This window comes from Amycolatopsis umgeniensis (assembly GCF_014205155.1).
In the GTDB taxonomy this organism is placed as follows: domain Bacteria; phylum Actinomycetota; class Actinomycetes; order Mycobacteriales; family Pseudonocardiaceae; genus Amycolatopsis; species Amycolatopsis umgeniensis.
This window is the reverse complement of the sequence record NZ_JACHMX010000001.1, coordinates 8428890-8455880: the sequence shown is the minus strand read 5'-3', so window position 1 is coordinate 8455880 and position 26991 is coordinate 8428890. Positions and strand designations below refer to the sequence as shown.

Below are 26991 nucleotides of genomic sequence, written 5' to 3'. Positions count from 1 at the left end.
TCGGCGTTGCTCACATATTCAGCTCGGTGAGCTTGTCCTGGGGCAGGGAGGCACCGTGGATCTGGTCGCGGGGGGGGCGGGCGGCGAGCTGCGGTCATTACACGAATGGCTGGGGTGCGCAGCCGGGTCAGGCTCAACGAACAGCCGCCGGGACCAGGAACCCTGGGTCCCTTGCTGGACCCGAGGGGGCGACCGCGATCGCTTCCTCACCTTCGGCGGCGCCATCATCCCTAGGACTCAGCCCGAGCAGATCGTCACGACCGGTCACGCCGTTCTCGCCCAGTGCCGTGCTGAGCCTGACGGTCCTTCCCGCGCTCAGGCACTCAGTGCCCCAGCCGGTCCGGCCACGCTCACGACCTGCACAAATCGTCGTCGGCAAACACGAACTCGTTGCCGCGACCGGAATGCTGAAGCGAGAACGGAGTGAACGCCCTGAAAGGCCGGCGATCCTGTCTCGCCCAATGTTTCCTGCCCTACCCCGCCCAGCGGAACTCCTATACTTCTCACATGGGTGACCGGCTGATCGCCGGGCGCTACCGCTTGGACGAGCGGATCGGCGCCGGGGGAATGGGCGTGGTCTGGCGTGCCACCGATCAGGACCTGGGACGCGTCGTCGCGCTGAAACGTTCGCAGGCGGGAGACACCGGCCAGATTCGCCGTGAGGCCCGGATCGGCGCGGGTCTGCATCATCCGAACGTGATCACCGTGTTCGACGCGGTGATCGATGGTGACGAGCGCTGGCTCGTCATGGAGTACTTGCCCTCGCGCAGTCTCGCGGACATCGTCGACACCGACGGACCGCTCCCGCCGGGGCAGGTGGCGAAGATCGGCGCCCAGCTCGGTGTGGCGCTCGCAGCCATGCACGACAAGGGCATGGTGCACTGCGATCTCAAACCGGGGAACGTCCTGGTGGCCGAGGACGGCACGGCGAAACTCGCCGACCTCGGGATCGCACAGTGGGCCGAGGTGACCCGCACCGGCGGCGATCTGGACGGCGGGACGCCCGGCTACCTTGCACCCGAGATGGCCAAAGGTGAGCACGCGGGCGCGGCGGCGGACGTGTTCTCACTCGGCGCGACGCTGTTCGCCGCCGTCGAGGGCGTTTCGGTCTGGGGCGACGCGACGTCGGGGCCGTTCGTCCAGCGCAAGCGAGCGATGGCGTACACCCTGGAGCCGATGCGCCAGGCCGGGCCGCTGGCGCCGGCACTGACCGAGTTGCTGCGACGCAAACCCGCCGGACGTCCTAGTGCCTTCCGCGCCGCGGAACTACTGGCCGAGTTTTCGGATGGTGTCGTGACCTTCCGACCTGTGCCGGACGGGGCGGTGCTGGATCGAATCGTCGATCCCGCCCACCCCAATGCGGCCCGGAGTGATCTCACGCTAATTCCTCGCCAATTACCCGCTGCTCCTGCTCTGTTCGTCGGCCGAAATGACGAGTTGCGCCACTTGGACGCCGCGATGAATGACACTGACGGCAGCACAGCGCCGGCTGTCTGCGCCATCGGTGGAGCAGGCGGCATCGGCAAGACCTGGCTCGCCCTGCACTGGTCCCATCGGCATCTCGACCGCTTCCCCGATGGCCAGCTGTTCGTCGACTTACGGGGTTTCGGCCCCGACGGCGAGCCGATGAACCCGGCGGTGGCCGTGCGCGGTTTCCTCGACGCTCTGGGAATCGATCCGAGTCGGATTCCGGTCGATCTTCATGCCCAAGCCGCGCTGTACCGCAGTCTCCTGGCGGGCAAGCGAATACTGGTTGTACTGGACAACGCGGTCGACACCAGCCAGGTCACCCCGTTACTGCCTGGCAGCGACTCATGTTCGGTCGTGGTCACCAGCCGCAACCGGCTCTCCGGCCTGATCATCAGCCACGGCGCGCGGCCGCTACCCCTTGACGTGCTCACTCATGCCGAGGCACGCGCGGTGCTGACCGAACGTCTCGGCAGCACACGCGTCGAAGACGAAGCCTCGGCAGCCGACGAACTCTCCAGGCTGTGCGGTAGTTTTCCGTTGGCGCTGAGCATCGTCGCCGCTCACGCCCTGTCCGGCCGCTCCCTCGCCTCCCTCGCCACCGACCTGCGAGACCTGGGCCTGGACGCGTTGAACGATGACGACGTCACCGCGAGCGTGCCCACTGTGCTGTCTTGGTCCCTGAGCAGTTTGACCGCCGAACAGCGCACGGTGTTCGCGTTGTTGGGCATCGCTCCCGGTCCCGATATCGGCCTGCCCGCCATCGGCAGCCTTACCGGCCTGCCCCTCCCCCGAGTACGCACTGCGCTGCATACCTTGGAGAACGCCTCGCTGGTGAGAGCAGACGCACGCGGCCGCTATTCGATCCACGACCTGCTCCGCGAATACGCCGCGACCATGGCCCATCGCGACATTCCGGAAAGCACACGGACAACGGCGCTGCGGCGAGTAGCGGACTTCTACCTGCACACCGCCCACAGCGGCGAACTGATGTTGTACTCCTCCCTCAGGCCTTTAGGAATGGAACCGCCAGCCCAGGGGTTCCACCCACGGATACTGGACAACAAGTCCGCCGCGACCGTGTGGTTCGACGCCGAACATGCTTCGCTACTCGCGACGCAGCTCCTTGCCGCACAGCAAGGCTGGCACCACTGCGCCTGGAACTTCGCCTGGTCACTCAAAACCTTCCACCGTAGGCGAGGGCACGTCCACGACGAACTCGCGGTTTGGCGGACAGCCGCCGCCTCCTCCCGGCACATCGACGACCCTGTCTACCTCGCCGGTGCTCACCGCGCCCTCGCCCAAGCCTGTGTGCGGGCCGGACACCACACCGACGCCCTCCGCCACATGCACCAAGCACTGACCATCACCGGCAGCACCACACCAGAACCGTTCAACGCCTCCTCCTATAGCCTCGAGCAGGCGTTGAACATCGCCGACACCGCGTTGTCGTTCTACCGGACACAGCAGGATCCTTTAGGCGAAGCTGACTCGTTGGCCGCGGCGGGCTGGCTTGCGGCCAAGCTCGGCGACTACGACCGAGCTCGAGACCACTGCGAGAGCGCCCTTGCCCTCTTCCGCCGACACCACGACCGGGTCGGCGAAGGACAGACCTTGGACAGCCTCGGCTACCTGGCCCATCACGTCGGCCGGCACGACCAGGCCATCTCGTACTACCAGCAGGCTCTCGCGCTGCGCCGCGAAATCGGCGACCTCTACGGCGAAGCGGTCACCCTGAACCACTTCGCCGAGCTACACACCGATGTCGGCCGACACGAACACGCTCGCGCCATAGAGCGGCGAGCACACAAGCTGTACGAGCAACAAGAACGCCGTCAGAGCGCTCAACGAGTACAACGACAACTCGACGAACTCGTCCCACTCGACAAGACCCGATCCACCGAATCAACGGAATAGACCCGAACGTCCTAGCCGGCCGACCGCTTTGGGGACCGGGTGGGGCAGAGAGCAATGGTGAAGGTCGTCATCGTTCCTGCCGGGTCAGGCGGGCGTGCAGGTCGCGAAGAGCTAGAGAAGCGGGTGGCCCGCTTCCAGATTTGTGCCGGTCAGTGGCGTGGGGCGCAGATTGAAGAGGCTGCCGAGATGGAGGTCGGTCGCGCTCCCAGGCCGCAGTAACGCTGTCGGGGTACGGCCGATCAGCAGGCGAAAGTCTCGATTGAGGTGCGCCTGGTCGGTGTATCCGCAAAGCACGGCGAGCCTGGGTAGCGATGGCGGACTGGTTCCTGTCAGGAGTCGGATCGCGTGGTGGCATCGGGCAATCCTCCCGACGGCTTTCGGCGGTAAGCCGACTTCCCGGTGGAAGCGGGTGGCCAGATGTTGCCGGCTCAGACCGGCCCGTTCCGCGAGGTCGCCGATCTTGACCGCACCGCCCGATATGGTCAGGCTGCGCCAGCTGTGGTCGACCGGGTCGGGCAGTTCCGGTGCGTCCAGGAGCCAGTTCACCAACCGCCGGTCGAGGATCCGGAACCGGTGCTTCGAATCCCGCGCCTGCTGCAGCTCTTCCCGCAGAATTCTGGCTCGTGCGCCCAGGAGATCGTCGATTCCCACGCTGGCATGGCTGATTTCCCGCAGTGGCAGGCCGAAGAGCGCACGTGCGCCCAGCGGGGTCAGCTCGACGATGATCCCTCGTTCCCGGCCCACCCGCGTGTAGGTCAGCGGCTTCGTCGACAGCCCGACGACGGGGGAAACCGCCGCCAGTGATGAGCCGTCCACCTGATGCCGAACAGGCGTGTCCAGATCGATGACCACCACGACCGAGTTCAACGCCGCCACGGTGCGTGTCTCCGGCACCGGTGCGACTCGCTGGAAAGCCAGGTAGAAACTGACCCATCGCGACAGTCGAGGATCCGGCGACCGGGCCTTCCAGAACTCGTCGTCGGACGACGAAGTCTCCCCCACTGCTGTTCCCCTCAGTTCCGGCGACGCCATGAGCGACATCCGCGACACGGAAAGCATGGCAGGACCTGCGCTCGCGGTGGGGCTTCCCGGCGGTGAACGAACCGAAAAGAGGCAGCGAACCCTCGCGGTCGTGACGCCTAGTACGACATCGGCAGGTTCGGGTGCGGCCAGATGAACCCAGCGGTCCGAGGCGACGCACAACACCGCGTCGCCGGGACCGCGGAGGCCGCCCGGGCGTCCCGCGTGAACCAAGCGGCGGGCCTTACATTTTTCCAATCCAGTGGTGCTGTGCGCCGCTAAACTAAACCAAGCCGGCCGAGGCGTCCACGCGGGTTCAGCGATCGGCGCACGCTGGTGCGGGCACCTCCAGATGAGCCATCACGCAGAGATGCCGCTGCCCTGCGGCTCTGTCCGGCAGCCTTACATATTTCCAAGCCAGGGGGCTCTGTACATCACTAAACTCGAAGCCCGTCTCATACGGTCCTAAAGAAGGAAGGAACCGGATGCTCAAGAAAGCCTGCATCACTGTCTTGGCTCTCGGACTGATACTGGCCGGGGTCGCCGACGCAGCTCCCAGCGAGTCCAACCCCATTTCCGGCCCGTACCTCACGAGAACAAAGGTCTCCACATCGCAACACTCTCAAGCACTCCTTGGCAGCGCCTACACGGGGGCGGTCAACAGCAACGACGAGATCCGGGACATGTGCTATGTCGTCGGCGACTCATGGAACGGCAGCACCATGTGGGATCTGGTGTACAACAAGGCGACAGGCGTCGCGGGATTCGTTTCCGAAACCGAGATCCGCGACGACCTGCAAGTCTACAATTGCTACTCCTCCGATCAGGGAGGATACAAGGGAAACTACTACCGGACGCACACCAAGCTCTCCACCAGCATTCATTCCCAAGCCCTGCTCGGCAGCACTTACGTGGGAATGGCACAGCCCACCGACATCCTCCTCGACCTGTGTTACGTCACCGGTGACGAGTGGCGCGGCACCCGATTCTGGAATCTGGTGTACAACAGAGCGACAGGCGTTGCGGGATTCATCTCCATATCCGAAATCGACAATCCCAACCAGGGATTCGAATGCTATAGCAACAGCTAGCACGGCCGACCTAAGCGCAATCGGATGGCCCGGGAGGCCGGGCCGGACGCGGCGGCAGCGCACAGGCCCGAGAATTGATTTTCAACGAAACCACGTTCGGTGACACCCGGACGAACCGGAGGATCAATGTTCAAGAAAAGAAAATTGTCGCTTTCCACTATAGCCGCCGTGGCAGTCCTGCTGACCACGGGCCTCGCAGCACCGGCGTCCGCTCGGCCCGGCACATGGTACGACTGTCCAGACAAATGGTTCTGCTTATACGACCACTACAACGGAGACGGGCTGTTCTGGAAAGGAATCAATTGCGGAGGCGCGGTCTACAACATCGGCGCCAAGGGCTTGGGAGACCGGGCCGACTCCTACTGGAACCGCACAACACACGCGACTGCGCAAATGCTGAACTGGACCGGTACGCGCTGGGCGCCCGTGGAGACCATAGGCCCCTTCACGAACGGCAATAATCTCAACGCCGGGAATATCGACGTAATCGACGGCGTAAGACTGGTCTGCATTAGATAAATGCTGACCTGATTATTGATTCAAGTAAACCCGCTACGCCATCTCTTGAAGCGCAGATGGCCCAACTGGACGACCCGCTCGCGGTACCGAGGCGGATTGGCCCGATCATGAGGTGTGGAGCTGACGCATATCCAGCGTCGAGCGTACAGACTGAAGTTGTCCGTGGCAGCGCCCGAGGACGACACGGCGCGGTCGGCGCCGACGAACCCGGCACCAGGCCGCCGACCGCGCACCGTTTGCCGTCACCTGCTGCCCCGACACTGATCGAACGCCGTCGAATCAGGACAGAATGGTGGTGCCGCACTGACCGACCCGCCGGAGAAAGTGAGAGAGTTCGTGGCCGAACAGAGAGCCGATGGCACGTGGGATCTGATCGTTACGCCCTGGCACCTCGACGAGCACATCCCGGCCTTGCCGACCCCCACGGCCGCGACTCGGGTCGAATTCCCCGTACTCCCTGCCGGGCCCGTTCCCGCTCGGATGAGCCTGCTACACCAAGCCGCCCTCGGCGCGGTGACACAAGCCGCCCGCCCCCTGGTGCTTTCCGGCGACTGCCCCACCTCCCGCGCGGCGGTCGCCGGGCTGCAGCGCCGCCACCGCGACCTGGCCGTGCTCTGGCTGGACGCCCACGGCGACTTCAACAGCCCCACGATCTCGACCAGCGGCTACCTCGGCGGCATGGCGCTGGCCATGCTGACCGGCCGCACTCCCGGCCTGTTCGACGACACACTCGACCTCTCCCCCATCCCCGACTCCAGAGTCGTGCTCGCCGACGCCCGCGACCTCGACCCCGCCGAGCGCGACGCCCTCACCACCAGCCACGTCCGCCGCGTCCCCGCAAACCCCGCCGCGATCACCTCCGCCCTCAGCCACCTCGGCGACGTCCCCGTCTACCTCCACCTCGACATCGACGTCATCGACGGCGCCCAACTACCCGGCGCGCGTTTCCCCTCCGGCCCCGGCCCCTCCCTCGCCCAGATCGAAGAATGCCTCGCCGCAGCCTGCACGACCGCCGACATCGTCGCCGCCTACATCGCCGGCGCCTGGCTCCCCGAACACGCCGGCGACCAGACCAGCCGCCAGACGATCACCCGCCTCACCACAGCACTCGGCGCCAGCCTGACATGGCCCGAACCCACCGGCGGCTGACAATTCTGGTGTATCCGCTGGACCACAGAGGGTGTGTCCGCCGAGCTGGTCGCCCGTGCTCGCCCCTCTCCTGCTCGCGACCGCCAAGGTTGGAATCGGCGCAGGCCGACCGGCAGGCGGAACACTTACTTCCCGCGGCCTTGAGTCATCCTTTGAGCCAGTCGATGGCGATGGCGATGAGCGCGGCGTTGAAGAAGAAGCTGACGACGCTGTGGACGATAACGCGGCGCCGCATCGGCCGGCTGGTGACGGTGACGTCGGAGACCGCGAAGGACGTCCCGATCGTGATGGCGAAGTAGAGGAACTCGGTGAACTGCGGCACCGGGCACTCCGGGAAGTCCAGTCCGCGGTCAGCGGCGTACTCCCGTGCGTAGATCTGCGCGAACGCCGAATGCAGCAGCAGCCAGGACAACAGGATGGTCGCCGCGGCGATCGCCTGGGCGGCCTGGTTGATCTCGTCCTCGCCGCGGTTGGCGATCACCATGAGGCCACCGGCCAGTCCGGAGCAGCTGATCACCAGGGCGAAGAGCTGCGTGTACCAGCGTGGGCCGGCGAGCGAACGCAGATCCTCGGGAGTGTGGGCGGGCAGCTCGCGGCGCATCTCCAGCCAGCCGGTGACCAGGTACCCGATCGCGACCACGTCCCACACCAGCAACGGGACGAGCGACGACCCGTCCCGGAGGAACGAGACCAGCCAGACCACACCGAGGACGGCGAGGAGCAGTTCGAGCAGCAACATCAGCTTCCGCATCACGCCGTCATCGTCTCCCAGCACGCTACCGAGGGCGAAAGCACGGGGACTGTGAGCTGAAGCGGTCCGACTAGCCGATCGAGCGCCCACGCGGCCTGAAAGTTGGCGCGGCGCCTACTGGCACGAGCTCCCGGTGGCTGCCGGACCTGCCCGGCAGCCACCGCCGACGCTCGAGCGCTAGAACCCCTCGAAACTGTATTCGTATCCCGCGTTGAACGGAGACCCTCCCACGCCGATCGAATTTCCGGCCTCGACCGACGGGTCAGGGCTCAAGGCTCCTGATCCGTCCACGTCGAACGAGGTGGACGCCCCGAAACCGATGGGGCCGAACGACGCTCCGGACTCGGTGAAAACGGCTCCGCCGCCCAGTTTGTCGACGCGCTTCTTGTCGAACGATTTGGACGAACTCAAGCTCGCGCCGATGCCCGGCCCGGCGCCGATCTTGAAGGACCACATCGTCCTTTTGTTACCCAGATCGTCTGTCATGGTGCAGCGCTTGACACCTATGACGATGACGAGTTGGGCATCGCCCCCGAGACAGTTGCCGGTCGACCCGACGGGTTTCTCCGCTTTGCGTTTCCTCTCCTTCTCCTCGTACTCGGCCAAAGCAGCCTTGTCCCGCTCCTGCCGCTGGATCTCGCGGTACGCTTCTTCACCCGACAGGCAGGTCCCGGTGAGCAGGCGGAAGTCGTCGCACACCGAGTATCGGACCGAAGGCCCGCATTCGAGGATCGACGAGCCCGGACCCGCCCAAGGGCAGGGTGAGGAATCGATGTCGATGTTGACCGGGTTGCGCTTGGATCCCCACGGGGTGAAGGTGCGTTCCGCGCGCTTCTTGGCCTCGTTGGACTTCTTGCTTCTGTCCCGCAACTGGTCCTGCGACGGCGGTGGCGGGACGTTGTGCCGGAGCTTCTCCGGTCCGCTGCAGCACCTCGCGACCTCGTCGTCCATTCTGCAGCCGACGCCGTCGGGCCCGCTGCAGGGAGCGAGGCCGGTCGGGTCGCTCATGGTGACGGGACTGGCGTTGGCGTAGGCATAACCTTGCATCTGCTGCGGATCGGCCGGGTCCATGACCGGGTCGACGGACAGGAATCTCCCGGTACCGGGGTCGTATTCGCGCGCGCCCAGGTGGGTGAGGCCGGTCGAGGCGTCCTGGGTTCCCCCGACGAAGCCGCGCTCACTCGGCCACGTGCCGACCTCGCCACGCGGCGCGCCGTACGGGTCCTGGCGCCGTTTGGTCACGGTCGAGGATTTGCTGTCGATGGCGATCTGGGCGGTGCCCTGATGGTCGCCGGCAAGCCAGTTCAGGGCGTTGCCGTCGTGCACGGCGATGGTCTTGTCGCCATGCGTGTAGTAGCGGGTGACGACCGGTTTGTCGGCGCCCGCGGGCAGGCGGATCTCCTGCTTGCCCAGGTACAGCGTGGTCCCGGCGGGGTCCTTCCGCAGTAGCCGCGAGCCGCCCGGCGCGTAGACGAAGGACGTCGTCTTGCCGTTGGCCGAGACCGAGGTGAGGTGCCCTTCCTCGTCCCAGGTCATGTCTTGGCCGAGCCCGGGCTTGGTCCGCTTCGTGGTCTGTCCTTTGGCGTCGTATTCGAAGGTCTCCGACCCGGCAGGATCGCTGACCGACCGCAGCGTGTGGGGCTGCGGTTGCCGGTCACCCGCATAGGCGTAGCCGCGGGTGACCGCAGCCGTCGGATTCCGCTTCGTTTCTTCCAGCCGGTTCCCGCCGGGAGCGTGGCGGTAGGAATTCCAGTAGGGAGCGGGTCCCTGTCCCGCTGTCGGTTCGGCCTTGCAGCCGGCCTCCGCCGACCAGTCGTTCTGTGCCGCTGTCCACGCTTCGGTCAGTCTGCGCATGCTGTCGTACCGGAAGCACTGCACGTCGGAGGGAGAACCGATCGGCACGTCGGCCGTCGATGTGATGTTCCCCGCCTGGTCGTAGGTGTACCGGACATCGGACTGGATCGGATGCGGGACTTCGGCGTGCACGGCGAACCGGTCGGGACGGCGCGTGCTCGCGTCGTAGGAGAACGATTGCCAAGCCCGGCTGCCGACGTTGCCTTGCTCGAGGCGCTGGACCTCTCCGTAGCGCGTGTAGTGCGTTTCGAAGACGAGCGGGGTTCCCGTGCCGGTTTGGGTCGACGTCGGATGACCGCTGTTGTCCATCTGGTAGCTGACGGTCTGCTCGAGTGAGGTTTCGGTCGTCCCGGCCGCCGGGACGGCGGGATAGGTCTCGCCGGTGAGCGTGCCGTCCTGTCCATAGGCGAAGTTGCGCTGGTAGGTGCCCGACAGTTTGCCTTCCGAGCCCGGGATGGTGACCGCGGTCGACAGCGGATTGTTCAGTGCCGTGTAGCCGCTGATCGTGGAGCTGTAGGTGTTCCCGTCGACGTACCTGCTCGACGAGGCGGGCATTCCCTTGCCGAACTGTGCCGTGTCGAAGGTCCACTCCGCCAGCTTGGGCCCGGACGGGCTGTCCGCATACAGCGCGGTCTTGCGGCCGAGCGGGTCGTAGGTGGTCGCGAGGATCTTCCCGAGTGCGTCCTTCGTGCCGGTCAGCCGGCCGAGATCGTCATAGGTCATCGACACCTGGCCGGCGTCGAGGTCGGACGACAGGGTCTTCCGGCCGCGCAGGTCGTATCCGTACGACCAGATCGCGTTGTCCGGACCGGTCACGCCCGCCAGTTTGCCCGCCGGGGTGTACCGGTACCGGGTGACGTCGTGGGGTCCCTCGGGCTTCGGCCCGTGGTACTGACGCAGTTCGACGGTCCTGCCCTTCGCGTCGGAGACGGCCGTCGTCGCCGTCCCACCGGCAGGCGGGGTGGTGTGCACACGATCGCCGTCGTAGCCGGTGTAGGTCGCCCACTCGTCCGACGAGCCCGCCTGGTGGACCGTTTCCACCACCCTGCCGGCACCGTCGAACTTCTTCCTGGTCATACCGGGGACTTCGGCGTCGGAGGCACGCCACAGGCTCGTGTCGACCGGCCCGTCGTTGAAGTACGGGTTCGTCTGCTTGTAGGGCCTGCCGTGCGAGTCGTATCGGGTGTCCGTGATCAGCCTGCCTTCTTCGAACGGGATTTCCCTGGCGTTCTCCTCCCGCATACCGACCGCGGGCGCCTGGGTCTGCCGGAGGCGCAGCAGGCCGTCGTACACCTCGTTCTTGGTCACGTGGACACCGTTGGGGCCGATCTTGGACGTGGTCACCACGGTCGAGTCGTCGCGCCGGACCAGATAGCCGAACTTGAGGCTGCCCTCCGGGTTGCTCGCCCGACGGCGGTTCGGCAGCCACAACTGCGCCTTGCGGCCCAAGGGGTCCAAGCTCGTCTCGGTCACCCGGCCGTTGGGATCGACCACCTTGACCGCCGCACCGAACGCGGTTTCGAGCGTCGCGGTGGTCACCAGCCCCGCCGGGACCGCGGCCGTAGGCGGGCTTGTCGTGGTGACCTGGGTGACCGGGCCGCCGGTCGCCGGCAGGTAGCCGGTCTTGCCGACGTTGCCGAGCGCATCGGTCGACTGCGTCACCCTGCCATGGATGTCGTGCGAGAGTTCGCTGGTCTTGACGTACACCGGGCCGGTGGCCGGGCGTTCCTTCGCCACCTCGGTCCGGTTCACGTTCCCTTTGCCGTCATAGCCGAACAGCGTGTCGGAGACCGCGTCCTCCGGATACCGGGCAGCACCCCCGCAGGCGACGGAAACCGTCTCCTCACGGGTCTTGCGGGTCAGATGCCAGGTGTTCTCGTCCCGCGCGTAAGTCGCGGTGGTGCACAGATCGTCTTCCGCGGTCGCGACGTCGCCGAGGTCGTCCATCTGGACGGGCAGCCCCCGGTCGTCGTAACCGGTTTTGGTCTCCGTGACCCGCCAGCCTCCGCTACTGAGCGCCGTGAAGGTCCGCGCCCGGCCCGGCCGGACGAGGTAGGCGTGGTATTCGCCCCTGCTCGCCGTCGGCCCGCGCCAATCCGGGTGGCTGACGACCCTGCTGACCACGGGCGGGTTCGTGGCGGAGTCGGAGCCGTAGGTCGTCGTCTCGAAGTTGAAGCTCCGCAACCATTCGTCGTCCTTGCGGCTGCTCTGGCCGTCGCCGACGGAGTCGGTGACGGAGACCGGCCGCCTGCCGTTGTTCGGCAGCCGGTCGGAGTCCATGCCGCGGTAGTAGCGCAGTTCCGACATCGTTCTCGGGCTACGGCCGGGATCCTGGGCCGGGTCGGCGCCTTCGGTGATCCGCACCCTGCCGAAACCGCGGAATTCGTTCCACGTCTTCTTGTCCTCCTTGACGAACTCGGAGGTGTTCCAGTGCCAGGCCGCACCGTCCAGGTACTCGTACCGGGTGGTGTGCTCGGGGTTGGTGGCGATCATGTCGGTTCGCGTCACCGACGAGACGACGTACTTGTGGAAGTAGTCGACACGCGGTTCGTGCCCGGGCGGCGCCCACCGGACCGGGAAGCAGCGCATCTGATTGGTCTCCGGATTGGCGGGCATGGCCTGGCCCGCCTTGCAGTCCGGTGGGGCGTAGTCGACGGCGACCACACCGCCGTACTCGGAAATCACCCCGGTGATCCGGTAGCGGTTCAAGGGTGCGTATCCGTCCTTGTCACCGTCGACCCTGTTGGGCATCAGGGTTCCGTCGAACGTGACCGGTGGCATGTCGAGGGCGCCGCCCACCAGGCCGGTGTGCTTGATTCCCTTCAACCACAGCACCGCGCTTTCCTTCTGCTCGGCGTTGACGTCGCCCAGCCGCGGAAAGGTCTGGTCCAGCGTCCATCGATCCACCGGCTCGTAGGACGACCCCCGCCACACCTTGGTCGTCACGGAGTCCAGCCGCTGAGTCGTCCAGAAGCTCGGTGAATGCTCTTTGCACGTCGGACCGCCACAGGACATCTTCAGCGGGGTGTCGGGCCAGTTTCCCCGCTGGTCCTCGGTACACGTGGAGCCCGCGACACATCGCTTCGCGGTGGCGAACTCCACTCTCCCGGTCGCCGGGCCGGTGGCCGGTTCGTGGAGTCCGTAGTCGATCCTCTCGAGCGTTCCGCCGCGGATGTAGGATCTCGCGGCGTCCTTGGTGTTGAACCCGTAGGAGTTCGACTCGGGCGCGTAGTAGTAGCGGATCACGTTGCCGTTGCGATCGATGACCTTGTCGAGGTTCCATCGCCAGGCACGGTCGCAGTGCGAGGTGTCGAAAGTGGCCCTGTGGCAGGGTTCGTTGGCGTCGTCGCCGAATACGGGGACGGTCCAGGTCGACTTCGAGTCCACCTCCGAGCCAAACCAGTACTGGGTCCCGTCGACCGTGGTGATCACCCAGTGCTCGCCGAACTCGTCACCGTTCGCGAGCCCGTTGCGGCGTTCGATCCGCGCGCCGTCGTCACCCTTCAAGCGCCACTTCCCGCTGCCGTCACAGCAAATGAGCATGCCGCCGCCGTCACCGTAGGACGCTGTCGCGTTGTCACTGCGCCAGCACAGGTCTCCCGTCTTGGCGTCGTCGTCCGCGCACGACCAGTACGACCGCTCGATGAACCCCGGCCACATGCTCCAGCCGTCCCCGATCCACGAAGGCTGGTTGTTGGTCTCGCTGGTCGCGCCGTCGACGGCCGAAGACTGGTACGACAAGGCGACCTTCGGCGCGAACCCGCCGGGCGCGGGCGGCACTTTCATGGGGTAAGACCAGCTGAAGTCGCCGGCGTGGGTGTTGATGTCCCAGGTCGCGGTCGGCGAAAGCGGCGTGGCCGCCGGAAGCCCGGAACCCGGTTTCTCCGTGACCGGTTGCTGGTTGTTCGACAACGCGCGACGCGAGGTCTGATCCGGCTCCCGGGACTTGCGGGTCTCCTTCGCCACGGGCACCGATCGCGCCGGCGGCGAGAGCGGCGGCTCGTTCGCGGCGGGAGCCGCGGACGCGTTCGGCATCGAGGTGGTCAGTGCGGGGATCAAGGACGCGGCCAGGACGACGACCAGTCCGCGGATCGTCCACTGCGATCTCAGGCGGTGTGACCTCATGGGGTGTCCTCTCACGAGCTCGTCACGGCTGGGTAGGAGTCACGAAGCGTTTTCTGCCGATCCGGAGCCAGCGAGCCGGTGTACAGGCGGACATCGTCCACACCGCCGGACCAGAACTCGGACGGTGTCGCGCCGGGCCCGGCCACCGCGCGGCCGATCTGGACCGCTCCCTTGCCCTGCCATGGTTGCAAGAGCTTGCCCGTGTCGAAGTCGGGTTCACTGAGCGGATTGTCGTTGTAGACGTACAGGTCTATCCGCCCGGTAGTCGCCTCGTACGCGCCGACGAGCAGAACCCAGCTGCCGAACTGGCTTGGCCGCACCGACACCGCCGCCTCGGTGACGGTCCCGTTCGCCTCCGGCATCTCGAAGATCCACTTGCCGTTGCCCGAGGCCTGGTCCTGGTCGATCCGGTGGCCGAGCCTGAACTTCACCGGTCCCTCGTTGCCCGGTCCGCCGGAAAGGCTGACCGCGCCCCGGGTGCACTCGTCCTCACACGGGCCGGGTTTCGTCAGGTTCACCCACGCGGACACCGTGAAACTCTGGTCGGTGCGAAGGTCGGCTCCGCCGGTCGTGACGGCATCGTCCACTCCGTCCAGCAGGACGGCCCTGCCCGCCCTTCCGGGCCCGAAGCCCGCACCTCCGACCGTCTCCCCAGGGCGTGCGCCGATCGAATCCACGGGACTGTCGTTGAGTTTCCAGTTGTGCACCAAGGCCAGGTCACGTCCGGCCATGACGCGGATCTCGTCGGCGAACAGCGCCCGGTTGTAGACCTGGACGTCGTCGATCGCGCCCTTGAACCACTGCCCGGGGGTCCCCGCGGAGTTCAGCTGACCGACCTGGAACTTGCCGTCGTCTTGTGCGGGCGTGGCGTGCTTCGCGGTCGCGACCAGCACACCGTTGACATACAGCTCGATCTGCCGTCGAGGCCTGTTGTGCACCCCGGTCACCTGTGTCCATACCCCGGCTTGCACCTTGCCCGCGACCGCCGAGTCACCGGCCGCGGTCACCTTCCACTTCCCGTCCGTGCTCGCGGCCAGCGCGAACGACGAGAGCGCGCTCTGGCCCTGGGACAGGACGGTGCAGAGGCAGCCCGTCGCCGCGTCCGGGCGGACCCAGGCGGAAACCGTGTAGCTTTCGGTCGGGTCGACCGCGTTCGACGCCTCCACCGCGTTGGTCCCGTCCAGCCGCAGCGCCTTGTCCACGGAATCGGGGTTCTCGCTCTGGCCGTCGGTGTAGGCGGGTGTGCCCGACCAGGTGCCGGTCGAGCCACGGCCCGAAGAGTCTTTGAGGTCACCGTCGAACTTCCAGGTGCCCGAAGACGCGCGGTGCTGGCTGACCACCGACTGGATCTCACCAGGAGACAGCACCCTGCTGTAGGTGCGGACTTCGTCCACGGTGCCGGGCCAGAAGTCGCTCTCGGCGCCGTTGAACTTGCCCCGGCCCATGACCAGTTTCCCGCCGGCGTTCCAGTCCGTGCCCGGATAGACGAACTTCTCGTCGTTGCCCGGCTCGCCGTTGACGTAGATCCGCATTTCCTTGGTCACCGCGTCGAAGACACCGGTCAAGTGCACGGGCACGCCGAGCGCCGGCGTCTGTTTCGCGACGACACCGTGCCACCGCAGGGCGGCGCCGTCGGCGATGTCGGCGGAGAACTTCAGGAACACCCACTTGTTCTGGTCGGCGTTGTACTGCAGGTAGAAACCGCTGTTGAACGCGCCGTCCTGGCTGACCGCGGTCATCGCCTGCGGTTTGGCGACGAACCTGGTCGCGGTCACCCACGCCGAGACCGTGAAGCTCCGGTCGGTCCGCACCGCCGGGCCGGTGGTCACCACCTGCGCCTTCGAAGCACCGGGGTTGTCGAACTTCACCGCGCGCCCGAGTTCGCCGTTGTCCACGAAGGTGGCGCCGTTGGTCAGTGTGCCGTCACCGCCACCGGGAACCTCGTTGCGCGCCTTGGTGTTCGCCGCTCCGGCGGACGGCCGGTCGTCGAACCTCCAGTGTCCGGTGCGGACGTTGTCGCGACTGACCTTCGCTCCGACCTCCGTGTCGGACAGGGGCCTGTCGAAGACCTGCACCTCGTCGATCGCACCTTGCCAGTGGTGGCCTTTGACCCCACCCCACTGCAGTCTCCCGACGGCCAGCTCACCACCGGCCTGCCACGGAGTCCACCCGGCGGGCGCCGCCTTCTTCCCGACCAGCGCGCCGTCGACATACAGCCTGGCCTCGGCGGTACCGCGGTCGAACACACCGGCCACATGGGTCCACCTGCCCTGCTGCGGCTGGTGGGCGACCGCGGTCGTCTCGACGGCGATCCCGGCACCCGGGTTCGACGGCGTCCCGCCGGGCAGCCAGAACGCCCACTTCGGCCCTTGCCCGTCGTCACGCAGGTGCAACAGCCAGCCGCTGTACCCGTTCTGCGGATTGTCCTGGCTCACCAGCCCCATGGGATCCGGCCGCAGGACGTCCGGTCTCGCCCACGCCGACACGGAGAAGCTGGTGTCGGTCCGGACGGTCGTCGGCGCCGACATGGTGCTCCCGGTCTGACCGTCCAGCAGCAGACCGGTCCCGAGCGCGCCGGTGGTGTACGAGGCGACGCCGTTCAGCTTGCCGTGCTTGTCCCCCTGAAAAGCGCTGTCCGTGGCGTTGCCCTCGAACGACCACTGATGCCGCGCGCCGTCACCGGCGCGGACGTTGAAGTCGTGTTGTGTCGCGTCACTCCTGTTCCCCGCCCTGTCCACGCTCTGGACGAACAGCGTCCGAGGACCGTCTCCCGGTGGGGCCAGGCTGACGGACGCGGGACCCCCCAGCGCCGTCGCGTCCACCTTCTGGTTCGGGGGGTCCTGCCATCCGTACAGGTAGTGGTCGATGTCGCCGACACCTTGGCTCCCGAAGGTGAACACGTCGGGTATGCCGGTACCGCCGTGCCAATCGTTGTCCTCGGTGTAGATCCTCGATTCGACGGTCGGTGTGGCGTGCGGCTTCACCAGGTCGACCGCGAACAGCTGTCCCTGGGCCGCGCCGCCGATCGCGGGAGCGTCGTCTTCCGCGTGCAGCCACCAGCTGATCTGCAACGCGTCCTTGTCCGTCAGCGAGAGGCCGCGGCTCACCGACACCCCCGAGGGAACGAAGTCGCCGTCCGACGCTTCTTCAGCGCGTCCCGTCGCCCGGACCCGCCACTTCGGCCGGACACGCTCGTTGTCGGGGTCCGAGACGGTGGCGATCAGCTGGACATGCTGATTGGCGGTGTAGGGCACGCCGGCGCACCACTTGCACGGCACCGGCAACGGCGGATCGGTGCGCAGTCCGGACGGCGGGTTCGGGGCGCGGTTCCATTTGATCACGATCCGGGTCTCGGCCGAGGCGTACTTGCGCCACGCGTACTGGTCGTTCGAGTCCATGGCGTGCAGGTAGAACGTCGTCCCGCCGTTTTGGTTGACCGCGTTGCGGATGTCCAGCTCGACGCCATGGAAGCCGCCGCACGAGGTCGGCGCCGCGAATTCGATCCACTGGCCCGGGTTCTCGGGCTTGTTGTTCCAGGTCGTGCCGTCGCCGATGGAGTGGAACACCGGGCGGAGGTGATGGTTGCGGACCTGGCAGCTCGGGCTGTAGGTCACCGTGGTGTAGAACTTCGCCTCCAGGATGTCCTTCCCCGCGAGCTCCCCGGTGTCGTGGAACGAGAAGTAGGCCCGAGCCTCCCCGATGCCGTTGCACTCCTTGTTCTCGTTCCAGCACTGCCCGACCTGGGCCCACTCCGGATGCGTCCCGTCGGCGCTGCGGCGGTCGAAGGACTGGTTGCGGAAGCGGTCACCGGACAGCACCGTCGCCCAGTAGTTGTGTCCTGACATGAAGTAGGCCGGATCGACCGTCACCGGGTACGCGGTCGCGTCGCCGGTGAGGAGGTTCTGATCCGGGGTCAGGGTCAGGACGTCACCCACGACGTCGACGCCGACCTTCTCCGCGCGGCCGCGCGCGTCCCACATCATCGACGACGCCGAACCGAACACCTGGACGCCCTTGTCGTCAACGGCTTTCAGCGCCCCGGTGGGTTCGGCGCTCACTCGCACGCCCTTGGCGGCCAGCCGCGATCGCACCTTGGCCAGCGCGGGATTCTTCGCCGCCGCGGCGTTCTTCACGACCAGCAACTGCCGATAGCCGTCCGCTTCCGCTTGCATCACGAGGTCCACCCCCGGCAGAACCTCGGGATAGGTCGCGGACGTGCCCGACAACGCCGGCTCGGGCAATGCGGACGGCCAGTACAGGGCCAGTTCCCTGCCGCCGTCCGTCATCCGGATCAGCGGTGTGCCCTCACCCCCGCCCGAGAGCACGACCTCTTCTCCCACCGACTTCGGCGCCACCGAACCATCCGCACGGGTCACGAGTGTCCTGTCCAGCGGGACCCAGTCATCGCCACGCTTGAACCTGGTCGGCACCGCCGTCATCTCCGAGGTACGAGTTCCGTCCGGCTCGACGAACACCGTCGACGTCGCCGTCCGCTGATCCAGCACCTCCACCCGAGTCCCTTGGCGCCGCGCCGCCACCACGGCGGCCGCGTCGTCGGCGGCTTCAGCCACCGCCGCGAGCGGCGCGTCCGGCTCCGGTGGAACGCTCACGGAAGCCAGCGTCGCCGACGAACCGACCAGGACCAGTGCCAGACCCAGCGGCACAAGACGGGCCACTGTCTTCCGTTCGCGTCTTCGGTGCGACATGAGAGCACTCCCCCTGGTTCGTCCGGCGCGATCCCACGATCGACGAGTCCGTGGCTGCCGTCAGCCGGGCACAAGCCTGCCCACCGGTCCAGGAGAAAAGTTTGAAGAATCTTTGAATCAGCAGGTGAGAGGCCCGCTCCGGCCGTCGATCTCCTCGATCCGGGCGAGTTCCTGTTCGACCTTGTGCGCGTCCACGGTCCTGAGTTGCCGCTTGTAGAGGGTCAGCGCGCCGCGCCAGGCGTCGATCGCCGCTTCGGTCCGGCCCAGCGCGAGGTGGGGGTGGGCCAGGTCGCGGAGTGTGTCGGCTTCGCCGTGCTCGTCACCCGCCGACCTGAAAGCGGCGAGAGCCTCTTCGTACCGGGTCACCGCCACCTGATGCTCGCCGGTGTGGTGGGCGATGAACCCCAGGCTGTCGAGAGCGTTCGCTTCGAGCGCCCCCTCGGCGAGCGCACGGGCGGAAGCCAGACCGGCTTCGCAGTGGGCACGGGCTTCGGCGTAGCGGCCGACGCGGGCGGAATACCATCCGAGAGCGTTGAGGACCGCCGACTCCCAGACCGGCAGTACGCGTTCACTGGCGCGGAACAGGGTGAGCGCACGGGTCACGTAGGTCAACGCGCTCTCGTCCTGGCCCGTGCGTTCGGACAGCGCGGCCATCGCGTAGTTCACATGAGCCTGGCTGATCTCGTCTCCTCCGGCCTCGGCGAGGACCAGCGCCCGTCGCAGAAGCGTTTCCGCGAGTTCCGTCCGCCCGAGCCGGACCGCGGCGAGCCCGGCGTTGCGGTAGGCGATCGTCGCGTACTCCGGATCCTCGAGATGGGCGGCGGCGGCCGCGGCGAGCTCCCAGACCCGGAATCCGTCATGGTGCCGGGCACCACGGTGCAGCGGGAACTCCAGTTCCCAGGCGAGATGCCAGACGTAGTCGTGCCAGCCTTTTTCCGAGGCCAGTGCCTGGACCGCCAGGATGTTCTGCCGTTCGGCCTCGAACCACGCCAACGCCGCGTCGCGGTCGGCGAGCGGTTGCCGCGTCGCGCCCGGCACCGGCTCGAGCGGGGTGACCAGCGTCCGCTGCGGGCTGATCAACCGGATTCCCGCGCTCGCGGTCCGAAGATAGCTGTCGGTCAGGCGTAGCAAGGCTTTGTCTTGTCCGGCATCGGGAACCCCGGGGTGGCTGTCCACCGCGTAGCGGCGCACCAGATCGTGCATCTGGTAGCGAAGGTTCGGCTCCTGGCTCAAGAGCGACGCGTGCTCGAGTTCGCGGAGCGTGGTGTACGCCGCCTGCGGTGAGATACCGGCGAGCCCCGCCGCGGCGAAAGGATCGATATCGACCCCGGGCGCGATGCTGAGCAAGGAGAACAGCTCAGCCTGACCGGGGGTGAGCGCGTTCGTCGACCACGACAGCACCGCGGGAAGGCTCGCGATGGGGTCTCCGTCGGCCAGAGCGTCGATCCCGAACTGGGTCAGCTCGGCGGCGAGCTGGTCGAAGCCGAGTCCCTCGGTCTGGTCCGCGCGGCCCGCGACGATGCTCAGCGCCAGCGGAAACCCTCCGGTGAGGCCGATCAGCCGCTGGATGGCGGGACCGGCGGCGACGACGCGGGCCGCTCCGAGCCGATCGACGAGCAGTGCTTCGGCGTGGTCGTCCGTGAGCGTGTCGAGACGAAGATGGTGTGCGCCGTGAGCCGTGCCGAGACCCGACAACCGGTTCCTGCTCGTGATCAGGATCGTGCAGCCGGGGCCGGAGGGCAGCAGCGGCGAGACCTGTTCGGTCGTGGCCGCGTTGTCGATCAGCACCAGGATTCGCTTGCCGTCGACGAGGCCGCGGAACAAGGCCGCTCGCGCGTCCAGGCCGGGTGGAATCGATTGCGGAGGAACGCCCAGGGCGTCGAGGAACCCTTGGAGAACGTCCGAGGGATCCCGCGGCTTCTGATCCGGGCTGAAACCGTTCAGATCGGCGAACAGCTGACCGTCGGGGTGATCATCCGCCCGGCGTCGCGCCCAGCCGAGGGCAAGCCAGGTCTTGCCGATCCCGCCCGCGCCGCTGACCACGGTGAGCCGTCGCGCCCCGCTTCGGCTCGAGCGCGCGTGCAGGTCGTCGAGCCGGCTCAGTTCACCGTTCCGGCCCACGAGAGCGGCCGAGAGGGTGGGCAGCTGCCGAGGCGACGGTTCGAACCCCGGCTCCCCGGCCGTCTGATGCGGGTTCCGGCCGGATTCGAGCACCTGCTGGTGCACTTGCTGCAGGATGGGACCCGGCTCGGTACCCAGCTCCTCCACCAGCCGAGTGCGGACAAGACGAAAGTGCTCGAGGGCGTCCGCCGTCCGTCCGGCGCGGTGCAGAGCCAGCAGATACTGGGCCGCCACGCGTTCGTCCAGCGGATGACGGGCTGACCTGGCAGACAGCTCACCGACCAGATCCGCGCCTGTTCCGAGGCTGAGCCGGGTTTCGGTCAAAGCGCATTCGGCCGTCAGGCGAGCCTCGCCCAGCCTGTCGCGCTCAGCTGTCGCCCATTCGCTGGACAGACCTGTGAGCGCCTCGCCTCGCCACAACTCGATCGCGCCGGCCAGAACCGATTCGGCCGCCTCGTCGGGCAGACGCCGTGCGCTTTCGACAGCTCGGCGGAAGCGATGCCAGTCGACGCTCGACTCGTCGATGTCGAGGACATGGCCTCCCGATCGGCGCAACAGGCCGCCCGTCTTTCCATGCCCGCCCGCGAGCTTCAACGCCCGTCTCAAACGGGAGACATAGCTGTGCAGCGTGCCCTTCGCGCGCGACGGCGGCTCAGTGCCCCACACCCGTTCGATCAGACGCTCGTCCGAGACCACCTGACCGACGTCCAACGCGAGAGCGGCCAGGACCAGCCGCTGCCGGGCGGGCCCGATGTCCACCTTGCCCTCGGCACCGGACAGACCTACCTCGCCGAGCACGGCAATGTCGATCACGATCTCCCCCTCGCCCAGCGCCCGCGCCTCGAACACGCGGGTCGGCAGCAAAACCGAGACTAGCGGCCCCACAGACGGCCGCCTTGGACAAAGGTCGCCTCCGACTTTGGTCGCACCGGGGCACTCGACCCGAGTTCGACGCGGTCCAGCCGCTGGACCGATGTGCTGTCGGTGCCGAGTGGACAGACTCGTCGCCGAGCCGGACGCACTGAAAAGGCTCTGCTGAGCTTCGGAAGGCTGGTCATGTTCAGGAAAATGCGAAGTCGTCACGCCGCCAGACGGATCAAGCACGGCGACGGGCACGCGCTGCCGCGGTTCCGCTGGTGGCAGCAGGGCGGCCGCGCCCTGTTCTATCTCCGGCCGGCCGGAGACGAAGGCGAGTACGCCGTCGACGTCCGGCACGGACGGACCGACTCCTCCGGTCACACCAACGCCGACCTGTACCTCGACGGCAGGCATCACGCCCGCTCCCGGCTTCCGGCCGCCTTCCCCGTCCCAGGCGGCACGATCGAAGTGAAGAAGAGCGTCTTCGGGCTCAAGCGGTGCCACTTCGTCACCGTCGACGGAGTCGAGCACCAGCTCCAGCCGGACCGTTTCTCGGCCGAAGGGCGCCGCGAGCACCTCGACCGCACCCACCCCGCGCTCAGCCGCGGGATCGGCTTCTTCTCGACGATCCTGCTCCTCGTCTCCGTGGCCGTCCTGATCACACAGCTGCTGGAGAAACTGACTCGGCCGGCGCCGATCGCCGAGCACATCGGAACCTTCACCTCACCCGTGGCCCTGCCGGTGTGGCTCAACATCGCGATCGGGATCGCCGCCGCGCTGGCCAGCACGGAACGAGCGCTGCGGCTGCGCTACAACTGGCTACTCGACGGCGGGGCGGGATGACCTCGCTCGCCCCGCAGTCGAACATCGCGCCTGGAGGACGCGTCGAGTTTGCGGAGTACGTTGGCGACGTGGTCCTCGACGGTGCGCCGTGAGATGAAGAGGGCTTGAGCGATCTCCCTGTTGGTGTGACCGTTGGCCAGCAGGCGTGCGACATCGTGTTCGCGCGGCGAAAGCTGCGTGCCGTAGCTGCGGCGGCCGCGGACGGAAGGGATGACGGTGCCGGTGCTGCGGATGTGGTGACGGCAGCGGGCCGCGTCGACGGTGGCGCCCAGCGCGTCGAACGCGGCGGCCAGATCACGGAACACCGCGGGATCGGCGCCGGCGATGCGAGCGGCCCGGTCGGCGCACTGCGCGGCACGGTAGCGCTGCCCGAGTTCCTGGTATCGCTGCTGCGCGTCACGGTACTGCCGCTCCGCGGCGTCGTGATCTCCCGTTGCCGCGGCCACCTGTGCCCGGCACACCGTGAGCGCCATTCGCGCCGAGGGCGCGTCGATGCCGTCCAACTCCCCCTCCGCCTCCGCTACGAGTTGCCGCGCGGCACCGGTCGCGCCGTCGGCGAGGTAGCACGCGACCGCCTGGGGGACGATCTCGGCGGTCCACGCCCAGGAGCCCTTCGCGCGGAGCAGGGCGAGTCCGTGCTCCGCGTGAGCACGAGCGGCGGTGTCGTCCCGGCTGAGGAGCATGGCGGCCATCCCTCCCGCCGCGGCCACCGCCACCGGGATCACCGCCGTCGGGTGAATGTCCAGGGCGGCGTGGAATCCGTGTTCGGCGGTCAGCCAGTCGCCGCGTGCGGCGGCCAGCCAGCCGATGACCAGGTTCAGTTCGTTCGCGATGAGGGGAAGATGGGAATAAGCATGGATCAGCGTCTGGACCCGCTCGGCCAGCCCCGACCATTCGCCCGCGAGCCAATCCAGCCGGGCCGCGGTGGCTTCGGCTGTCGCCACCACGTAGTCGGCGCCCGTACGTGAGGCCATCGCCAACCCGGTGTACAGGAACGTTCGCCCCTGCCCGTCCCGGCCGGTCCACGAGCACGCGTCGGCCAGGTTGGCGTAGGCCCGGGCGAGGTGCCTGACCTCGGCGGGGTCGTCGATGTCGTCGAGCGCGGGCAGCAGGGTGATCCGGTCCCAGATGACCGGGTCACCGACGATGAGCTGTCCACCGAGCACCGTGGCCAGGACCGCCGTGCGCGCGGGGCGCCGCGGCAGCCGGGCGAGCAGGTCCTCCACCCGCAGACGCCAGGCCCGGTGGTCGGCGGCGGTGGCGATGTCCAAGTACGGCACGGAAAGCAGTGCCATCCCGGACGCGACACGCTCGGGCTGGTCGCCCAGAAGTTCGATGGCGTGGGTGATCTCGGCACGTCCACGGTCCAGCATGGACTCGCGCACCAACAGGGTGCCGAACCAGAGACGCACCTCGCCGCGTACGTCGGCGGCCAATCGAGGGTCCGACAGCAGCGCCTCGACGCGCCTGATCACATCGGCGTCAGGCAGCCCGGCCAGCGCGTATCCACAGAGTTTGGCGGCCAGCCGGTTCACGTCCTCGGCGGGCACGTCGCTGTCGGAGACCACTTGGGAGAGCAGGTCCACCGCGGTGGGCATGTCCTTCGCCCCGGCCGCGGCGTCCGCGGCGCTTTCGCTGTACCGCAGCCACTCTTCCGGCATGCCCGCCTCGGCGCAGTGCCTGGCGAGCCGCGCCGCCGGCCACCCGGCCACGTCGGCCAGCACGCGGACCGCGGTGGCGTGCAGCTCCCGCCGACGCGGTCCCGGCAACGCCGCGTACACCGCCCGCCGCGCCAGACCGTGCCGGAGGCCGTATCGGTTCGGCGGGTCTTCCGACAAGACACCGGCGCGTACCAAGCTCACCACCGGGTGCGCGCCGGGAAATCCCGCGAGCGCCGCGAGGATCTCCACCGGCGCCGCGTCGTCCAGTACGGCCGCCGCCTCGGCGACCGCGCGCTCCGGCTCGATCAGCCGGTGCAGCCGTTCGAGCACCGACTCTTTCACCAGGACGGGCACCTCGACGGCGGCCAGGAGCCGGGCCGCCGCCACCCCCTCGCTCCGGGTGTCCACGAGCCGGTCACGCAGAACCCGGCCGGTTTCCGCGACGAGGAAAGGAATTCCGCCGGTCTCGTGCCGAACCGCTGTCGCGAACGACTCCGAAACGACGCCGCCCGTCACGGCTTCGATCAGCGCCCGCACCTCCGGATCCTCGAACGGGCGTAGTCCCAGGTGCGTGGTGAGGACCTCGGGCGGTGGGTGCACGACCGGCCCCAGCGGTGCGTCACCGGCGAGTTCCTCACGCCGGTAGGTCATGACCAGCGACAACCCGGGTGGTGGATCCGCGAGCAGAAATCTCAGCACCTGACGGGTGTCGTCGTCCGCCCAATGCACGTCTTCGACCACGAGCACGGCAGGCCCGAGCGAGCGCACCAGCGCGCAGACCGCCCGGAACATCCGATGGCGCTCGGCCTCCGGCAGGTCCAGCGGTGGCGGTGCCGGGGGCAGGAGATCGGCGAGCTCCGGCAGGTGTCCGCGCAGGACGCCGGTCACCGGATCGGGACCGGCCACCCTCTCCCCCGCTCGCCCGAAACAGTCGAGCAACGGGCCGTAGGGGAAGGGTTCGTCCAGCGGCTGACAGGTACCGACGGCCATCCACAGGTTCCTGCCGCGCACTGCCGTCGCGAGGGCACCGATCAAGGTGGTCTTCCCCGCCCCCGCCTCGCCTTCCACGAACACCACCGCGGGCGGGCGGGTGACGACGTCGATCAGCGTGGCCAGGTCCGCTGTCCGGCCGACCATCGGGATGGATCGTCCGCGCGCCGTCTCACCGTCCATTGTCACCTCCGCGCTGGTCACATCGGTTCCCGGGAGGCCGCAACGATACGTCGGCCGGTCACCACCGCGTAACCCTGATCGCGGTAATGCCGTACCCCTCCGGGGTCTCACCACGATTGTTTCCCCTCCGCCCACGCCGAATGGTGAAGCGGTGCGCCAGTCGCACACGGGAAATGGAGGAGAGATGCAGAAGGCCCGGATAACGCTAGGTCTGGTCGGCATCGTGGCCGCATTGGCGACGGTGAGTCCCGCCGCGTCGGCCGCGACGCCCGAAAGCGATGTCGTACAAGCCCGGCAGCCCATCGCCGGTCGCTACATAGTGGTCCTCCGCGACGGCGCGCAGGCAGCAGCTCAGGGCGGGGCCACCTCGTTGACCCAGCGCTACGGCGGTGCGGTGGTCGACACCTACGCGTTGACCCTGAACGGTTTCTCGGTCCGAGACCTCAGCGAGCGGCAGGCCCGGCGGCTGGCCGCCGACCCGGCCGTGCGGACGGTGCACCAGGACGGCGTCGCCCGTGCCGCGGGCGAGCAGCCGAACCCGCCGTCGTGGGGACTGGACCAGATCGACCAGCGCACCAAGACCTTGGACAAGAAGTACGTCTACCCCAATGGCGGCGAGGGTGTCACCGCGTACGTCGTCGACTCCGGAGTGGGGATCCAGCACACCGAATTCGAGGGCAGGGGCGCGCACGGCCGCGATTTCATCGACAACGACAACGACACGAGCGACTGCTTCTGGCACGGCTCCCATGTGGCGGGCACCATCGCGGGCAAAACCGTCGGTGTCGCCAAGAAGGCCAAAGTGGTCGCGGTCCGCTCGCTGGGCTGTGGCGGCTCCGGACCGGATTCGGCGACTGTGAGCGGACTGGAATGGGTGGCCGCCAACGGGGTCAAACCGGCCGTGGTCAACCTGAGCCTGGTCATGGACACCGTCGGCGTCGGCGACGCTCAAGTGAAAGCGTTGGTGGACAAGGGTTTCGTGGTCGCGGTTGCCGCAGGCAACAACGGACAGGACGCCTGCACGGCCAGCCCCGGCCGTACCCCCGAAGCGTTGACCGTCGGCTGGATCAATCAGGGCGGTGGCCGTAGCGGGAACTACGGGAAGTGTGTCGACCTGTTCGCCCCGGGTGGCAACATCTACTCCACCGACCACACCGGCGGCTACCGGACCGGCAGTGGCACCTCGATGGCCTCGCCACACGGCGCGGGGGCGGCGGCGTTGTACCTCGCCGCGAATCCCGGCGCGACACCGCAGCAGGTGCGCGACGCGCTCGTCCGCAACGCCTCACCGGGGCTGGTGACCGATCCGGGCGCGGGCTCGCCGGACGCGGTGCTCTACACGGGATTCATCGGCGGTGGCACACCGACCAAATGCGGTGTCAAGTCCAACGACGAGGATGTGTCCATCCCCGACGCCGGGGCCACCGTGGGCAGCGCCGTGACCCAGAGCGGCTGCGACGGCAACGCTCCGGCGAGCTCGGCCGTACGGGTGGACATCGACCACACCTACTCCGCGGACCTGGCGATCGACCTGATCGGACCGAGCGGCGCCACGCTGCCCCTCAAACCGGCGGGCGGGGTCGGTGAGGCGGGCGGTGTGCACCAGACCTTCACCGTGAACGCCTCCGGCGAGAACGCCAACGGCACTTGGAAGCTTCAGGTGCGCGACGTCCACCGCTTCGACACCGGCACCCTGACCGGCTGGTCGATCACGTTCTGATCGGGAACAACCCTGC

12 protein-coding genes are annotated in these 26991 nt (G+C 67.8%); 6 read left to right on the top strand and 6 right to left on the bottom strand.

Going from position 1 to position 26991, the window contains the following annotated elements; genetic code table 11:
• Nucleotides 1–507 precede the first annotated feature (507 nt).
• Nucleotides 508–3384, top strand: a complete 2877-nt coding sequence (locus HDA45_RS38525) for a protein kinase domain-containing protein (RefSeq protein WP_184903894.1) — start codon at nt 508–510, stop codon at nt 3382–3384.
• A gap of 111 nt (nt 3385–3495) precedes the next feature.
• Here HDA45_RS38525 and HDA45_RS38520 read toward each other — a convergent pair whose 3' ends face one another.
• Entirely contained in the window at nt 3496–4443 is a 948-nt protein-coding gene (locus HDA45_RS38520) for an AraC family transcriptional regulator (RefSeq protein WP_246480936.1), read from the bottom strand.
• Nucleotides 4444–4889: 446 nt separating this feature from the next.
• Here HDA45_RS38520 and HDA45_RS38515 point away from each other — a divergent pair, with 446 nt between their 5' ends.
• The 3 genes from HDA45_RS38515 (at nt 4890) to HDA45_RS38505 (ending at nt 7163) form a co-directional block, all read left to right on the top strand.
• Nucleotides 4890–5495, top strand: a complete 606-nt coding sequence (locus HDA45_RS38515) for a hypothetical protein (RefSeq protein ID WP_184903892.1) — start codon at nt 4890–4892, stop codon at nt 5493–5495.
• 168 nt (nt 5496–5663) lie between these two features.
• Nucleotides 5664–6014: a peptidase inhibitor family I36 protein gene (locus HDA45_RS38510; RefSeq protein WP_184903890.1), complete on the top strand. Its 351-nt coding sequence runs from the start codon at nt 5664–5666 to the stop codon at nt 6012–6014.
• A 336-nt stretch (nt 6015–6350) separates the two neighbouring features.
• The gene (locus HDA45_RS38505) at nt 6351–7163 is read left to right on the top strand and encodes an arginase family protein (RefSeq protein ID WP_184903888.1); all 813 of its coding nucleotides are present in this window, start codon (nt 6351–6353) and stop codon (nt 7161–7163) included.
• A gap of 145 nt (nt 7164–7308) precedes the next feature.
• Here HDA45_RS38505 and HDA45_RS38500 read toward each other — a convergent pair whose 3' ends face one another.
• The 4 genes from HDA45_RS38500 to HDA45_RS38485 all read right to left on the bottom strand — a co-directional run bounded on the left by HDA45_RS38500 (nt 7309) and on the right by HDA45_RS38485 (nt 21605).
• Nucleotides 7309–7938 (bottom strand): DUF1345 domain-containing protein, encoded by a 630-nt coding sequence (locus HDA45_RS38500; RefSeq protein ID WP_343072253.1) that lies wholly within the window; start codon nt 7936–7938, stop codon nt 7309–7311.
• A 153-nt stretch (nt 7939–8091) separates the two neighbouring features.
• A complete protein-coding gene (locus HDA45_RS38495; protein WP_184903886.1) occupies nt 8092–13893 on the bottom strand; it encodes an RHS repeat-associated core domain-containing protein in 5802 nt (1933 codons plus the stop codon).
• An 11-nt stretch (nt 13894–13904) separates the two neighbouring features.
• Nucleotides 13905–18599 (bottom strand): LamG domain-containing protein, encoded by a 4695-nt coding sequence (locus HDA45_RS38490; protein WP_184903884.1) that lies wholly within the window; start codon nt 18597–18599, stop codon nt 13905–13907.
• A 117-nt stretch (nt 18600–18716) separates the two neighbouring features.
• Nucleotides 18717–21605 (bottom strand): AfsR/SARP family transcriptional regulator, encoded by a 2889-nt coding sequence (locus tag HDA45_RS38485; RefSeq protein ID WP_343072252.1) that lies wholly within the window; start codon nt 21603–21605, stop codon nt 18717–18719.
• 183 nt (nt 21606–21788) lie between these two features.
• Between HDA45_RS38485 and HDA45_RS38480 the strand changes: the two genes are divergently transcribed.
• Nucleotides 21789–22421 (top strand): hypothetical protein, encoded by a 633-nt coding sequence (locus tag HDA45_RS38480; protein ID WP_246480934.1) that lies wholly within the window; start codon nt 21789–21791, stop codon nt 22419–22421.
• Here the strand turns inward: HDA45_RS38480 and HDA45_RS38475 are convergent.
• Nucleotides 22388–25255 (bottom strand): ATP-binding protein, encoded by a 2868-nt coding sequence (locus tag HDA45_RS38475; RefSeq protein ID WP_246480932.1) that lies wholly within the window; start codon nt 25253–25255, stop codon nt 22388–22390. The genes HDA45_RS38480 and HDA45_RS38475 overlap by 34 nt on opposite strands.
• Nucleotides 25256–25439: 184 nt before the next feature.
• On the opposite strand from HDA45_RS38475, the gene HDA45_RS38470 reads away from it, so the two are divergent.
• Nucleotides 25440–26975, top strand: coding sequence for a S8 family peptidase (locus tag HDA45_RS38470; RefSeq protein WP_184903880.1), 1536 nt, complete (start codon nt 25440–25442; stop codon nt 26973–26975).
• The last annotated feature ends 16 nt before the right edge of the window (nt 26976–26991 follow it).

Excerpts from the sequence above, each read along its gene's own strand:
- HDA45_RS38480 (WP_246480934.1), top strand. The coding sequence starts at position 21,789 with ATGCGAAGTCGTCACGCCGCCAGACGGATCAAGCACGGCGACGGGCAC.
- HDA45_RS38520 (WP_246480936.1), bottom strand. The coding sequence starts at position 4,443 with ATGCTTTCCGTGTCGCGGATGTCGCTCATGGCGTCGCCGGAACTGAGG.
- HDA45_RS38490 (WP_184903884.1), bottom strand. The coding sequence starts at position 18,599 with ATGTCGCACCGAAGACGCGAACGGAAGACAGTGGCCCGTCTTGTGCCG.
- HDA45_RS38470 (WP_184903880.1), top strand. The coding sequence starts at position 25,440 with ATGCAGAAGGCCCGGATAACGCTAGGTCTGGTCGGCATCGTGGCCGCA.
- HDA45_RS38515 (WP_184903892.1), top strand. The coding sequence starts at position 4,890 with ATGCTCAAGAAAGCCTGCATCACTGTCTTGGCTCTCGGACTGATACTG.
- HDA45_RS38475 (WP_246480932.1), bottom strand. The coding sequence starts at position 25,255 with ATGGACGGTGAGACGGCGCGCGGACGATCCATCCCGATGGTCGGCCGG.
- HDA45_RS38495 (WP_184903886.1), bottom strand. The coding sequence starts at position 13,893 with ATGAGGTCACACCGCCTGAGATCGCAGTGGACGATCCGCGGACTGGTC.
- HDA45_RS38525 (WP_184903894.1), top strand. The coding sequence starts at position 508 with ATGGGTGACCGGCTGATCGCCGGGCGCTACCGCTTGGACGAGCGGATC.